We start from the raw sequence: 14,496 nt of genomic DNA, 5'->3' as shown, positions 1-14,496 counted from the left end.
ACACGCCGACGTTCGACGTCGATGTCGACCACCTCGTCCAGCACGATCTGGCAGTTCTTCGCCTTCGTCAGCGCGGCCCGAATCGGTGCGCTGATGCTCTCAGGCGAAAGCGATGCCGTCGCCACCTGATACAGCAGCGGCTGAAAAACGTGGTGATTCTCGCGATCAAGCAGCACAACGTTCGCGTCGGCCTTTCGCAGGCCCTTGGCGACGGCAAGACCACCAAACCCACCGCCGACGATCATGACGGTCGGCTTGCCCGCGTTTGCCTCAGAGTTTTCGAGCATGGGTTGCATTGGAGGATCCTCGATAGCGACTCAAAGCCAGGCCTGCCTCCGACGGTCGTGCGACCGCCATGCACTGCTGCACCTGCAACCTAGGTACAACCGCAAGTGAATTGTTCAAGCGATAACTATTTGAAAGGACGATTTGGCGTGTTCGAGGTCGTCACTCTGACAACTCGTCGAAGCTGAGAATGGCTTAGTCCGCCGAGGGGGCAACGTTCGGCTTAAGCACTGGCAGCTCAGCGCCGGTCCCGTTGGGCCAGCTCGGCAGAGTCGTCGTCGAAGCGGAGCAGCAGCTTGAAGTCATCCCGATTGATCGCGCTTCCGAGACTGCTCTCGGAAATCCACACGGCGTCGGGTCTCAACCGACCAACGCCGAACCGGACACTTCCGACTAAGTGCTTGTCGCTACGGTGCTTTACAAATGAGCACGCCAGTTGATGAGCTCGTGGCGATTTCGCGGCGATACGGGTCGGACCCCGCTTTCGTTCTCGCGGGCGGTGGCAACACGTCGTTCAAGACAGATGACAGGCTTTTCGTCAAAGCCAGCGGGCATGCGTTGGCGACGATCGGGGCGGATGGTTTCGTGGAGCTGGATCGTGACAGACTCGCCGAACTGCTCGATGCGGATCTGCCCGACGAGCCCAAGGCCCGCGAGGCCGCCTTTGTTGAACGCGTCATGGCGGCTCGCGTCTATCCCGACAAGGGACAGCGGCCGAGCGTCGAGGCGTTGCTGCATCACCTGATGCCGCAGCCGTTCGTCGTCCACACGCACGCGACGAAGGTGAACGCCGTCACCTGCTGCGTCCGCGGCGAGGCGATCACGCAGGACCTGTTCGGATCGCGCGTCGTCTGGCAGCCGTATGTCGATCCGGGGTTCATTCTCGCCGGAGCCCTCCGCACGTCGCTCGCGAAGCAGCCCGGTGCCGATGCGATCTTCCTCGAAAACCACGGCCTGATCGTCGCCGGTGACAGTGCGTCGTCGATCGATCGCATCACACGCGATGTCATCGCGCCGCTGGACGACCTGCTGCCAACGCCCGACAAGCCCGCACAACTCGACGCCGCCAAGCTCATCGACTCGGCCAAGGCAGCGGAGGCGTTCGATCCGGCCTTCAGAGTTGTCACGGACGCGTCGCCGCCGATCGCTCGAGTCGTGACGAACCCGCGCTTGACCGAAGCTGCACTGGCCGGGGCGTTGACGCCGGACCACATCGTCTACTGCCGGGCCGTTCCGATGTGGCTCGAGGTACCGGATGACTTCGCCAAGGCCCACGCGGACTACGTCGCCAGGACGGGCTTCGAACCCTGGGCCGCGCTCGTTGCCGGCGCGGGTTTGGTCGCCTTTCGAGAGACGGACAAGCTTGCCACGACGACGCGCGACCTCTGGCTCGACGCCGCGGCGATCCTCCACGACGCCGACGCACTCGGCGGGGTTCGGCACATGAGCGACGCCCACCGACGCTTCATCGAGACGTGGGAAGTCGAAAGCTACCGACGCAGCGTGGCGGCCGGGTGACGCGTTTTGACAAGTCTGTTATGGTGGAGGTCCCCCATAACCGATTACCATGAGTTACCAGACACCGACCCTTCCCCAGCCCGCCTCGATTCCCGAAAAGACTGCTCTACTCATCGCCAACGGCGACCTGCGCGATACCGCCAACGCCGTCTGCTGGGCCGCTCAGCAGGAGCTCGAATCCGACGCTACTGACGCATTCAAAGCATTCGGGTGGAGGCTCCAGCGGGCCCACGGCACGATTGAGACGCCGCACGGCAGCCACGGCTTTATCAACAGCCAGAAGCGCGGCCGAGAGGTCTTCGCTGGCATTCACCCCGACGCACCGCTCGTCGTCGCCGAGGCCGTCTGGCAGTACAGCCACCACCTGATGCCTGGCCTCCTGCGGCATCGCGGGCCGATCCTGATCCTGGCCAACTGGTCAGGCACGTGGCCGGGGTTGGTCGGCGCGCTCAATCTACGCGGCTCGCTCACCAAGGCGGGCAAGGCGTACTCGCTGCTCTGGGCCGAGTCGTTTGAGGAGGAGGGCTTCCGCAACCAAGTCAAGACGTGGCTCGATACCGGCAGCGTCGGCCACGACACCTCGCACGTCACACCACTCGGCAAGCTTCCGCAAGCCGAGAAGGAACTCGGCGAAGCCGTCGCGGCCGAGCTTCAGGCCAAGCCGGCGATCATGGGCGTCTTTGACGAAGGGTGCATGGGCATGTTCAACGCGATCATCCCGGACCACCTGCTCAATCCGACCGGCGTCTACAAGGAGCGTCTCAGCCAGTCCGCGCTCTACGCGGGCATGCAGGAGGTCACCGACGACGAGGCCGAGGCGTGCTTCGACTGGTACAAGCAGGCCGGCATCAACTTCCAATTCGGCCCGAACGAAGTGGACGATCTCACGGAGAACCAGGTCAAGCAGCAGTGCCGCATGTACATCGCTGCCTGCCGCATCGCCGACGACTTCGGCTGCGACACCATCGGCATCCAGTACCAGCAGGGCCTGAAAGACCTCGCCCCGGCGAGCGACCTCGTCGAAGGCACACTCAACTGCTCTGTGCGTCCGCCGGTCAAGAACGCCGCCGGCGACGTCATTTTCGACGGCCGGCCGATCCCGCACTTCAACGAAGTCGACGAATGCGCCGGCCTCGACGGCCTGCTGACCGATCGCATCTGGCGGGCGATGGGCATGCAGCCCGACAACACGCTGCACGACCTGCGGTGGGGCGACCCGGACAAGAGCGGCACGACCGACGAGTACGTCTGGGTCTTCGAGATCAGCGGTAGCGTTCCGCCGACGCACTTCCCCAACGGCTGGCGTGACGCGACCAGCGAGCGTCAGCCGCCCATGTACTTCCGACTCGGCGGCGGGACGATCAAGGGCATCAGCAAGGCCGGCGAGTGCGTCTGGTCTCGCATTTACGTCGCGGACGACGCGCTCCACATGGACATCGGCCGCAGCAAGGCGATCGACCTGCCGATCGAAGAGACGCAGCGTCGCTGGGACAACACGACCCCGCAGTGGCCGATCATGCACGGCGTGACGTACGGCGTCACGCGCGACCAGATGATGGCCCAGCACCAGGCCAACCACATCCAACTCGTCTACGCCGACGATGCGTCATCCGCCGACCGCGCCCTCGCCGCCAAAGCCGCTGCCGCGAAGGCGATGGGCATCACCGTCCATCTCTGCGGCACAAGCAAAGACGGCACACCGCTCGCCGATCATCTAGCGACGCTCGCGTGACGGACGACGTCAGTCGTCTAGCACGATCATCGCGTGGCCTTCGAGCTTCGGCACGCGGACCGACAGTCGCCCGTCGGCGTAGTCGGTATGCAGTTTCATGCCCTCCGGCTGGAGCGTGGCCGCCACCGCCTTGTCGGCCTCGATCGACACGGTCAGATTGTGAAGAGGCAGTACGTCTTCGATGACGTCGAACTCTTTGCCACGTCGCTCGGGCACGTAGTGCAGCAGGTGCAGGACTCGCCGTTGCTCTTGCGGCTGGTGGGTCAGGTGGCACAGCAGCGTCGACGGGCCGTCGTGTCGAACGAGGCGGCCCGGCATGATCAACTCGATCGCGGTTGCGAGCATCACTTTGCACCACCGAGCGGCATTGTCGAAGTGCGTCAGAAACAGCGGATGAGCGAACGTGATCGCTCGGCCGTGACGCGAGCGGAGGATGGCCGGGTTGGTCTCGACCATCGTGCTCGGGGCGTGCTGGTGCGAGCAGAAGTGCTCGGCCGTCCGGTCGAAGTACGCCGGCTCGCTCGATGCCAGCACCTTCGACCCTTCGAGCTGCGAAAGCTTTCTGCCGCGTCGATACATGACGTACGCCGACGCGTCGAGGTCGGTCGCGAAGCCTTTGCCGAGACGAACGAACTCCGGAGCAGTCGCCGCGTCTCCGTCGACTTCGACGGAAAAGACATCGGCGAGGAAGCCCGGATCGCACTGCGCACCGTCCGGTGCGATCAAGACCAGCGTCCCGCCCGCGTCGTGGTAGGCCTCCAGCTTCTGCGCGAGCTCGCCGACGAGCGGAACACCCTCTGGAATGATGACGAGTCGGTAGGGCGACAGGTCGTCGGCATCGCTGACGATGCTGAACTGGAATGCGAGCTCCTGCAGGACTCGGTTTGCGGCGGCGATCGCCTCGGGAAGCTTTCCGCCCTGGGCCGCTCCGCCGACGCCCGGGCCGGTCATGCCTTCGGGCGTGACGAGTGCGATCTCCGTGACCGGCGTGCTGCCCGTGCACCACGGCTCGACGCGTTGCACCTTCGCGTAGGTCTCGCCGATGAGCCGATATGTCGCCGGATCGAGCGTGCCGCGCGGGTGCAGCTGATCGCCGACGGAACAGACCGCACCGTGGGCCGCCATCTGCAGGCACTCGAAGTCGAGCGCGGGGCGATTCTTGAGGGAGCCGAAGTCGCCCCAGGTCGTGTGGAACTTGCCGGTCATCCCCAGAATCGGATTGCCCAGTGTCCGCGCGTACCGGGCGGCCGTCGGAAAGTGCATGTATCCCCAGCCGCCCGATGGCAACGACTCGAGCTCGAAGTGCGTGAACGCCTCCGCCGCCACGCGGTCCTTCGGGCCGACGTGCCCGGCGTTGTAGAAGATTGTCGTCTCCTCGCTCTTGCAACCCGGAAGCTCGCGGATGAACGCCGTCATCTCGCGCTTCCACGTGTCCATCACGTCGCGTGCGAACTGGTCGCGGTCGTGCTCGCTCTTCACGTCCAGCCCGCGCTCGCGAAGGGTTTCAAGCCAGTGCGACGCATAGGAGAACCGGCTCTGTGTGATGTCGAAGAAGAACCCATCCACTGCCGGCACGTTCGCGACGAGGTCCGCCACCATGTCGAACAGAAAACGCCGATAGCCCGGGTGCGACACGTCCAGGAAGTGGTAGAACCCGGGCGTCAGCGGCTTCCCGCCGACGTCGGCTCCGTTCTCGTCGACCATGATCCAGTCGCGGTGCCGCCGGCTCTGAAGGTGGTCCCACTGGACGGTGATGTAGATCGGCACGCGAATGCCCCGCGCGTGACACGCCTCGATCTGCTCGCCCAGCAGGTTCGGCCGCTGCAAGTGCGGATGCACGAGGTCCGCAAACCGCTCCGTCGGGTAGTAGACGTGCCCGTGATGACACCTGGCAAAGCACGTCACCGAGTCCACCCCAGCCTCTGCCAGCGTGTCGGCAAACTGGTCCGGATCGAAGTCCACACCGACAGCCGGAATGTCCGGACTGGTGTGAAAGTCCAGATGAATCTGACGACGGCGAAGCTGCAGCCGTTCGTTCCCGGGCGATGGCATCGACATGGACGGGTACACTAACCCATTGGTGACTGAGAAGGGGACGTCTCGACATCTCCCAAACGCCGGCGTCCGCCACCACATTTGTTCCACCGCGAACCGCGCCACCAACCCTCGCGACGCGCCAATTCCGCTTGCCGGCGACGGCCGATCCGGTACGTTGAGCGCCGCATGCCGTGGGGCAGTGCGGGAGAGACTGCACCATTCGACCTGCACGGGACTTCGTGACCAACCAAATGAATCGCCGATTCTCCGCGTGGCTTGCGGCTGCCGTGTTGCCGATCGTCCACGCGTTGCCGGCGTGGGCCGCGACGCTCAACGGGCCGGCCGCGACCGGAGTGACCACCGTCGTCTCCGACACCATCACCGCCGCGCCTGAGGGCAACGGCGTCTTCTCGAACTTCTCTTTTTTTGACCTCACCCTCAACGACGCCGGGCAGACGGCGTTCCGCGCTGACCTCACCGGGACGACCGGTGGCAACAGTGACAACAGCGGCATTTACCGCGGTGACGGAACTGCCGGTTCGCTGGTGAACATCGCCCGAGCTGGACAGGCCGCCCCCGACGGCAACGGCAGCTTCTCGGGCTTCTCCTTTTCTGGCCTCACCCTCAATGACGCGGGGCAGACGGCGTTCAACGCCGACCTGACCGGCACGACCGGTGGGAACAGCGACAGCAGCGGCATCTACCGCGGTGACGGAACCGCCAGTTCGCTGGTGAACATCGCCCGCGAGGGGCAGGCCGCCCCCGACGGCAACGGCAGCTTCTCGGGCCTCTTCTATTCTGGCGTCACTCTCAACGACGCGGGGCAAACGGCGTTCCGCGCCTCGCTCAAAGGCACAAGCGGCGGGAACAGCGACAATAGCGGCATCTACCGCGGCAACGGGACCGCCGGCTCTCTGGTGAACATCGCTCGCGCTGGGCAGGCCGCGCCCGAGGGTAACGGTAGCTTCTCGGGCTTCTTCTCATCGCGCATCGCCCTCAACGACGCTGGGCAGGCGGCGTTCCGCGCTGACCTCACAGGCACAAGCGGAGGGTCGAGCGACAACAGCGGCGTCTACCGCGGCGACGAGAGCGCCGGCTCGCTGGTGAACATCGCCCGCGAGGGACAGGCCGTGCCCGAGGGCAATGGCAGCTTCTCGAGCTTCGACACCATCGCCCTCAACGACGCGGGGCAGACGGCGTTCCGCGCCTTCCTCACCGGCACGAGCGGCGGGGGAAGCGACAGCAGCGGCCTCTACCGCGGCGACGGGATGGCAGGCTCGCTGGTGACCATCGCCCGCGCGGGGCAGGGTGCCCCCGACGGCAACGGCAGCTTCTCAGGCTTCTTAAGCCCGGTCCTGAACGACGCGGGGCAGGCGGCGTTCGTCGCCTCCCTCACCGGCACGAGTGGTGGGATCAGCGACAACCGCGGCATCTACCGCGGCGACGGGGCCGTTGGTTCGCTAGTGAGCATCGCTCGCGAGGGACAGGCCGCCCCGACCAGCGACGGCATGTTCAGAGGCGTGCTAGTAGACTTGTTCGAACCGGCGTCTAACAACCTCGGCCAGCTCGTCTTCCTCGCCGACATCGACCTCCAGGACGGCGGCATCCCTTTCGACGAGCGGGGCCTGTTCTTCTACGACGACGCGCTGGGCCTGACGAGCATCGCCCGCAAAGGCGACGCCTTCGACGGCAGCACGATCACAGACTTCGGCATCTTCGAGGGTGGAGCCCGTGCGAACGCGGGCAGCGACGTCAACGACTTCGGCCAAGTCGCCTACAGCTACAGCCTCGCCGACGGTCGCCAGGGCGTGGCGATCACGACCCTCGACTCCGCCATCGCCGGCGATGCCAACTTCGACGGCACGGTCGATCTCGCCGACTTCGGCCTGCTGCGAGCCGGCTTCGGCAGTAGCGGCAACGTCACACGCCTCGATGGCGACTTCAACAAGGACGGCGTCGTCGACCTGGCCGACTTCGGCATTCTCCGTAGCAACTTCGGCTCCTCCGCCCCGGCGGCCGACCTGGCGATGATGGACGCCTGGGCCGCCACCGTGCCTGAGCCTGGCCTCGCCGGAGCGTCGCTTTGCGCACTCGGACTCCTGTGGCGTCGACGAACGACGTGACGCCTCGCTGACCGAACTCGCATGAGCCGTTCACTGCTCCGAATCAACACAGCTGACTGCGGACGGTGACAAAACACACCGCGGTCACAGCTTGGTCTCAGTGATGTTGGTGCCCGCTCGTCGTGGGAAAAGTGGGCGATACAGGGCTCGAACCTGTGACCTCATCCGTGTCGGGGATGCGCTCTAGCCAACTGAGCTAATCGCCCCATGGGCTCGCGTTCACGAGCTGCGGGTCTTCAGGCTAGGCCGGTCGACGGTGGCGTCAAGCATTTGGAACGGTCAGCCGCGGGGGGCTTCGAGCAGCAAGTGCAGCAGATTGTCGACGAAGATCGGGTGCCGCGTCAGGCCCATGTGGTCGGCGGGGAGGAAGGTGACCGAGTCCCAGGCCACCGGCGACTGCAGGCGTAGCGGACGGTCCTCCAAGGGCAGGGCGATGCGTTCGTCGCCCAGGGCCGAGGCCCGCGTGACAACGCCGTCGCCCGGGCTGGTGCCGCCGGAGGAGAGTTTGCCTTCGCTGTCGACGCGTAGGACGCAGGTGGTCTCCTTCAGGTCGCCGGCGATGAGGTGAGTCGACGGACGCCTGCCGTCGGAGTTGCGGGGCATCTCGACGTGCTGATCGAGTGCCTCGTGAACGCGACGGACGCGCTGGAGGATCTTGGCCAGGTGATCGCGTGCGATGCGACGCCGCTCGCTGGCATCGGCGTCGGGCAGAAGCGATTCGAGGACGGACGCCTGACCCTCGTCCAGCAGGCTCCAGCCGAATCGCTCCCAGGCCTCGACGTCGTACAGATCGACGCCCTGGTCTTTTTCGTCGAGGATGCGAGCGAGCTTCGGCCTCGGCAGCAGTTGGTAGATGCCTGGCATCGTGCCCAGGACAGCCGGCTCGTAGAACGGGAGCGTCGGGCTGACGTTCTTGCCGGTGACGAGCTCTTCGAGGCTGTGCACGCTGCCGGATGATGGCGTACCGACGATGACGAGTCGGCCGATCTCTTCGAGGCCCTTCCAGCTCGGCGGCGGGAGCGGCCCGTCGTCCGGGACGCGGTCCGGCCCGTACATCAGGTAGTAGCGAGCCAGCATGCCGCCCATCGAGTGGGCCACGAGGTCGAACCGAATCGGGCCGCCGTCGTCGATGCCGCGTTTGACCCGGCACGCACGAACGTGATCGCGACGCCGCTGGATGAAGTCGTGCAGTTTGACGGCCGACTCGCTCAGGTCGCGACGCCAGTCCCAGGCGAACTGGAACGCGTCGTTGGCCAGGCCGGGCTCGCGATCGATGCTGGAGCTGCCGTCTTCGTTGTCAGCGATGTGGCCGCACGACTCCTCGCTGTATCCGCCGGCTGACAGCGTGCGGATGATGTCGACGTAGGCACTGGTCGCGACGGGCAGACCCGCCAGAGCGAACTTGAACTTGTCCAGCACGCCTACCGGCACGACGTCGTCCGCCATGGCCGACAGCGGCGTGCCGAGCTCCATCGGGTGCGACGCGAGCCTTGCGTCTGCCGGGACGCGTGGGTCGACGTAGTCGCCGGTGAACGCGCCCCAGATGCTGCGTCCGGTGCCGCGTTGTTCGAGCTTCGAGCCGAGGATGCCCGGAATGAGGATGACCGGATTGCGGTCCGGGCCGCGATAGTCGATGGCGTGGCCGTAGAGGCGGGCGAGCTGGTCGACCTCACCGCCGACGATGCTGGTCGCGACCTGACGCACCGCGCCCGCTGCGGACTTGATCGACCGCATCGTCTCGGTGAGACGGATGAACAGGTCATCGCGGTGCGATGGGGTGGCCATGGCCGACTCTACGAGCCGGAAGCCCCGTCCGGCCGAGCATCGTCCGACTCAGGTGTCGTCCTCGTCGTCGACTTCCGGCTCGACCGCCAGGATGCTCAGAGCCTCGTGGGCGAGTTGTCGGCCGACGTGCTCCTCCTCGTCGACGACGACTTCGGCCCCGGCGAGCATGAGCTCCCAGCGCGTGACGTGGTATCGGCTGCGGGCGACGATGTTGAGCGACGGGCAGGCGGCGCGGGCACGGGCGATCACCTCGCGTGCAGCAGCGGGGTCGGGCAGCGTGACGATCAGGAGCTGAGTTTGACGCAGGCCGACGTGGTCGAGCACCTCGCCGTTGGTGGCGTCGCCGACGTGGCCCTTCATGCCGTACTCGGCGGCGAGTCCGGCGACGCGTGGGTTGAGATCGATGACGTCCCCGCGACCGTCGAAGGCGCTGGTCAGTTCGGCGGCGACTTGCTGACCGGCCGGGCCGAAGCCGACGAGGAGGAGGCGATCACCGCTGATGACGGCGAGTTTCTCAGGACCCGTCTCAGCCGGCTCGAAAGCGACGCCCTTGGGCCAGAAGCGGCGGTTCATCTTGGCCGCGACCTTCGGTGCCGCCTGGACGAGGTAGGGCGTGACGAGCAGCGTGACGATCGTCACGCTGACGATGAGGCGGAACGTGTCGCCGGAGATCAGGCCGTTGCCGTCCGGGTTGCCGAGGCGATCACCGACGGCAATCTTGGCCAGGACGAAGCTGAACTCGCCGACCTGTGCGAGGCAGAGCCCCGCAGCCAGCGCGACGCCGGCCGACTGCTTGATGCCCTTGATCGGCAGCGACAGGACACCCAGCACGATGGCAGCCTTGCCGACCAGCACCGCGGCCGTCGCCCCGATCACGAGATGCCAGTTCGCAACGGCCCAGACCGGATCGGCGAGCATGCCGATGCTGGCGAAGAAGAGCGTCACGAGCACCGTCCGCAGCGACGCGACGTCGGCCCGGACCTGGACGTCGAACGGGCTTTCTGCGAGCAACACGCCGGCGAGGAACGCGCCGATCGCCGGGCTGATGCCGGCCTCGTGTGCGAGCGCCGCGCTGCCGAGCGCCATGACGATCGCGAGGAGGATCGGGAACTCGCGGTTGCGTGCCCACTGCTTCAGGTTCAGCAAACGCGGCGCGGCGACGTTGAACAGCAGCAGGAAGACGACGACCAGCAGCACCGAGAACAACAACGCCTGCCCCAGCTCGGCCAGCATCTGCCCGGCCGTTCCGCCAGCGGCGAGTGCCGTCACGAGCAGCGTGACCGGCAGGACCGCCACGTCCTGCAGAAGCAGCATGCCAGTCGCCATCCGGCCGTGGGGTGACTCACCGGCGGCGTTGGCCTGCAGGAGCGCGAGCACGCAGGCCGTGCTCGACAGGCCGACCATCAGCGCGACCGCGAACGCGGCTGCCGGGCTGAGACCGACCAACATCGCCACCGGCCACGCCGCGGCCGTCGTGAGGGTGAGCTGCAGCGTCCCGCCGCCCAGTGCGGCGGCACCGAGCTTCCGCAGCCGTCGGAAGCTGAACTCCAGACCGATGGTAAAGAGCAGCAGCGAGACGCCCAGTTCGGCGATGACGTTCACGCCGCCCTGCGCCGCCTCGTCACCGTGCGTGCCGACCCAGCCGAGCGCGCCAGGTCCGACGACGGCCCCGGCGAAGAGGTAGCCGATGATCGACGACTGTTTGAACCGCTCGGCGATCGTGCCGCACACCAGCGCCGCCGCCAGCAGGATCAGCACGTCCGTGAGCAGGTACCAGCCGGCGTCCACGGGAGCAGCTTAAGGAGTAGAAGCAGGTCGCCGCGAATACGGCCGAGCCACACGCCCAAGCCGCCCAAAGCGTCACAGGTTTCGTCAGAGCGCTTCGTGGTGCAGTGTCGTAAGCTGTTGCCACGCGAAGGAACGCGTGTTTCCTTATGACTGCCACTGCCCAACAGACCCAAGCCATTCGACGTTCCCTGCGCAAGGACGTCGTCCGCCGAGATCGCCTGACGAGCCTCACGCAGACCGTCGACGTCCGCCAGGACAACTCGTACCTCATCGTCGGCGAACGCACGAACACCAACGGCAGCCGTCAGTTCAAGCGGCTCCTGCAGGAAGAAGACTGGGACGGCCTGGTCAGCATGGCCCGCGACGAGGTTCGCGGCGGCTCGATGATCCTCGACGTCTGCGTTGACTTCGTCGGGCGTGACGGCGTGCGGGACATGCACGAAGTCGTGCGTCGCTATGTCCAGCAGGTCGGCGTGCCGCTGATGCTCGACTCGACCGACCCGAAGGTGCTCGAAGCCGGTCTGAAGCTGGCGGGCGGTCGCTGTGCGCTCAACTCGACGAACCTCGAAGAGGGTGAAGAGAAGTTCGGCCAGATGTGCGAGCTCGCCCGGAAGTACGGCGCGCTGCTCGTCTGCGGCACGATCGACGAGGACCCCGAAAACGCGATGGGCCGTACGGAGGAGCGGAAGATCTCCATCGCCAAGCGCATCCGCGATCTGGCCGTCGAGAAGTACGGCCTGCGTGACGGCGACCTGATGTTCGATCCGCTCGTCCTTCCCATCAGCACGGGCCTCGAAGAGGACCGCCGCAACGCGCTGGAGACGATCGAAGGAACCCGACGCATCAGCGAGGAACTGCCCGGCTGCCACACGACCGTCGGCCTGTCGAACATCTCCTTCGGCCTGCTTCCGGCGGCGCGGCAGGTGCTCAACAGCGTCTTCCTCAGCGAGCTCCGCGATGCCGGACTCACCAGCGCGATCGTGCACGCGTCGAAGATCCTGCCCAAGACCAAGATCGACGACGAGCGTTGGGACGCCGCCCTCGACCTGATCTACGACCGACGCACAGAAGACTTCGATCCACTTACCGCCTTCGTCGAACTCTTTCCGGACGGCGAGGCGGCGCAAGGCGATGAGATCGAGGACGAGAATCTCACGCTCGAACAGAAGCTCGAGAAGCACATCATCGACGGCGAAAAGCGGAATCTGACCGACCGCCTCGACGAGGCGATGGGCAACGACATCAAGCCGCTGGCTATCATCAACGACATCCTGCTCAAGGGCATGAAGGTCGTCGGCGACCTCTTCGGCCGGGGTGAGATGCAGCTGCCGTTCGTGCTTCAGAGTGCCGAGACCATGAAGGCAGCCGTCGCGCACCTGGAGCCGCACATGGACAAGGTCGACGGCGAGTCGTCCAAGGGCGTGCTCGTCCTAGCGACCGTCAAGGGCGACGTCCACGACATCGGCAAGAACCTCGTCGACATCCTGCTCACCAACAACGGCTACACCGTCCACAACATTGGCATCAAGAAGACGATCAACGAGATCCTCGATGCCTACCACGAGCACAAGGCCGACGCGATCGGCATGAGCGGCCTGCTCGTCAAGAGCGTGGCCGCCATGAAGGACAACCTCGCCGAGATGAACGACCGCAAGGTCGCGCCGCCCGTCCTGCTTGGCGGGGCGGCTTTGACGCGCGAATATGTCGAGGAAGACCTGACGGCGCTGTACGAAGGCCCGGTCCTCTACTGCAAGGACGCCTTCGCCGGCCTTCGCGTGATGGACTACGTGGGCGAGGGGAACGTGAGCGTCATCGTCGATGAGCAGGCGGACAGCGCCAAGAAGCGTCGCGAGCTCAAGGCCGGTGCCGTCAAACCCAAGAGCTCCGCTGCCGCCGACATTCCCGAGATCGCCAAGGACAACCCGGTGCCGCACCCGCCGTTCTGGGGCAGCCGCGTGGTGACGGACGTGCCGCTGACGAACATCTTCGGCTACATCAATGAAATCGCGCTGTTCAATGGGCAGTGGGGCTTTAAGAAGAAGGGGATGTCCAACGAGGCGTTTGCGGCTTCGCTCGCCGACGCAGCGCGGCCGACCTTCGAGCGTCTCAAGCAGCAAGCTCTGTCCGGCGGATTGCTCGATCCGAAGGTGACCTACGGCTACTTCCCCGTGCAGAGCGACGGCGACGACCTGATCGTCTACGACCCCAAGGACTTCGCCGAGTACGACGCCGCCCACCGCGACGAGGGCAAGGTCAAGCCCGACGCACCGCTGCCGTCGGCCCGCGAAATCTGTCGCTTCACGCTGCCCCGCCAGGACGGCCGACGCAACCTGTGCATTAGCGACTTCTTCCGCAGCGTCGAAAGCAAGGAGTTCGACGTGCTGGGCCTTCAGCTCGTCACGATGGGCCAGCCGATCAGCGACGTCGCCGAGAAGGAACGCGCGGCCGACAAGTATCAGGAGTACCTGTACCTCCACGGCTTCGGCGTCGAGTGTGCGGAGGCACTGGCGGAGATGTGGCACAAGCGGATGCGCAGCGAACTCGGCTTCGCCAGCGATGACGCCACCGAGACACGCAAGCTCTTCCAACAGAAGTACCGCGGCAGCCGCTACAGCTTCGGCTACCCGGCGTGCCCGAACCTGGAAGACCGAACCAAGGTCTTGGAGCTGCTCCAGCCCGACGTGATCGACGTTCACCTGACGGAAGAGTTCATGCTCGACCCCGAGCAGTCGACCGACGCTCTGGTCGTCCACCACCCGCAGGCGAAGTACTTCGACGTCTGACATCCGACGATCTCTTCCCTCGCCCGTGGCCTGGATACAAGAGCATCGTGAACCACAGCGCCTTCGACATCCTCTTGCGCGGCGTGTTCACTTCGAACAAAGTGATCGTCGAGAGGGTCGGATCGTCACGCGACTCGTCACGCGATGGTGGACTGAGCCGACCGTGGGATCGCGAGAAGCAACGCTTGGGCAAGCGACTTTTCGACGGGGCGATGTGCCGGTACGAGGGGCACGAGGTGGTCGACGGGCGACTGGTGTTGCGGGTCAGCCGGACGAGCTACCGCGTATTCGTCAATACCAACCTCTTCGGCCCGCGAGACCTGCCGGCGGCATGCCGGTGCAATCCGATCGGGGTCTCGGCGACGCTCGAGTGTGCGGACGGCGTCCTGCTGTTTGGCCGGCGTGGCAGCGGCGTCGCGTACTACCCGAACCGGCTCCACCCGTT

The 14,496-nt window shown here is 65.7% G+C and carries 9 protein-coding genes and 1 tRNA gene; 5 read left to right on the top strand and 5 right to left on the bottom strand.

The window, feature by feature from the left end:
• Positions 1 to 287, bottom strand: a 287-nt coding sequence (locus AAGI46_09515; protein ID MEM1012443.1) for an FAD-dependent oxidoreductase, incomplete at its 3' end; no start/stop codon positions are given.
• A 421-nt stretch (positions 288 to 708) separates the two neighbouring features.
• Here AAGI46_09515 and AAGI46_09510 point away from each other — a divergent pair.
• Positions 709 to 1,803, top strand: a complete 1,095-nt coding sequence (locus tag AAGI46_09510) for a class II aldolase/adducin family protein (GenBank protein ID MEM1012442.1) — start codon at positions 709 to 711, stop codon at positions 1,801 to 1,803.
• A gap of 49 nt (positions 1,804 to 1,852) precedes the next feature.
• Complete coding sequence (locus AAGI46_09505) at positions 1,853 to 3,535, top strand: fucose isomerase (GenBank protein MEM1012441.1); 1,683 nt, start codon at positions 1,853 to 1,855, stop codon at positions 3,533 to 3,535.
• Between the two features lie 9 nt (positions 3,536 to 3,544).
• On the opposite strand, the gene AAGI46_09500 is transcribed toward AAGI46_09505, so the two are convergent.
• Positions 3,545 to 5,593 carry an alpha-amylase family protein gene (locus tag AAGI46_09500; protein MEM1012440.1) on the bottom strand — a complete coding sequence of 683 codons (2,049 nt, stop codon included), beginning with the start codon at positions 5,591 to 5,593 and terminating at the stop codon, positions 3,545 to 3,547.
• A gap of 230 nt (positions 5,594 to 5,823) precedes the next feature.
• Between AAGI46_09500 and AAGI46_09495 the strand changes: the two genes are divergently transcribed.
• Complete coding sequence (locus AAGI46_09495; GenBank protein ID MEM1012439.1) at positions 5,824 to 7,695, top strand: choice-of-anchor tandem repeat NxxGxxAF-containing protein; 1,872 nt, start codon at positions 5,824 to 5,826, stop codon at positions 7,693 to 7,695.
• A 132-nt stretch (positions 7,696 to 7,827) separates the two neighbouring features.
• Here AAGI46_09495 and AAGI46_09490 read toward each other — a convergent pair.
• The 3 genes from AAGI46_09490 to AAGI46_09480 form a co-directional block, all read right to left on the bottom strand.
• A tRNA-Val gene (locus AAGI46_09490) sits at positions 7,828 to 7,901 on the bottom strand.
• 73 nt (positions 7,902 to 7,974) lie between these two features.
• Positions 7,975 to 9,480 (bottom strand): hypothetical protein, encoded by a 1,506-nt coding sequence (locus AAGI46_09485; protein ID MEM1012438.1) that lies wholly within the window; start codon positions 9,478 to 9,480, stop codon positions 7,975 to 7,977.
• A 48-nt stretch (positions 9,481 to 9,528) separates the two neighbouring features.
• Positions 9,529 to 11,268, bottom strand: coding sequence for a cation:proton antiporter (locus tag AAGI46_09480; protein MEM1012437.1), 1,740 nt, complete (start codon positions 11,266 to 11,268; stop codon positions 9,529 to 9,531).
• A 146-nt stretch (positions 11,269 to 11,414) separates the two neighbouring features.
• Between AAGI46_09480 and AAGI46_09475 the strand changes: the two genes are divergently transcribed.
• Both AAGI46_09475 and AAGI46_09470 read left to right on the top strand, forming a co-directional pair.
• Entirely contained in the window at positions 11,415 to 14,051 is a 2,637-nt protein-coding gene (locus tag AAGI46_09475; GenBank protein MEM1012436.1) for a dihydropteroate synthase, read from the top strand.
• A 47-nt stretch (positions 14,052 to 14,098) separates the two neighbouring features.
• A partial coding sequence (locus tag AAGI46_09470) for a hypothetical protein (protein MEM1012435.1) occupies positions 14,099 to 14,496 on the top strand: 398 nt, incomplete at its 3' end.

Source organism: Planctomycetota bacterium (genome assembly GCA_038746835.1).
Taxonomy (GTDB): domain Bacteria; phylum Planctomycetota; class Phycisphaerae; order Tepidisphaerales; family Tepidisphaeraceae; genus JBCDKH01.
This window is presented reverse-complemented; position numbering and strand designations above follow the sequence as displayed.

Bases quoted from the DNA above. Each gene is read 5' to 3' on its own strand.
- AAGI46_09510 (MEM1012442.1), top strand. From the start codon at position 709: ATGAGCACGCCAGTTGATGAGCTCGTGGCGATTTCGCGGCGATACGGG.
- AAGI46_09505 (MEM1012441.1), top strand. From the start codon at position 1,853: ATGAGTTACCAGACACCGACCCTTCCCCAGCCCGCCTCGATTCCCGAA.
- AAGI46_09500 (MEM1012440.1), bottom strand. From the start codon at position 5,593: ATGTCGATGCCATCGCCCGGGAACGAACGGCTGCAGCTTCGCCGTCGT.
- AAGI46_09495 (MEM1012439.1), top strand. From the start codon at position 5,824: ATGAATCGCCGATTCTCCGCGTGGCTTGCGGCTGCCGTGTTGCCGATC.
- AAGI46_09485 (MEM1012438.1), bottom strand. From the start codon at position 9,480: ATGGCCACCCCATCGCACCGCGATGACCTGTTCATCCGTCTCACCGAG.
- AAGI46_09475 (MEM1012436.1), top strand. From the start codon at position 11,415: ATGACTGCCACTGCCCAACAGACCCAAGCCATTCGACGTTCCCTGCGC.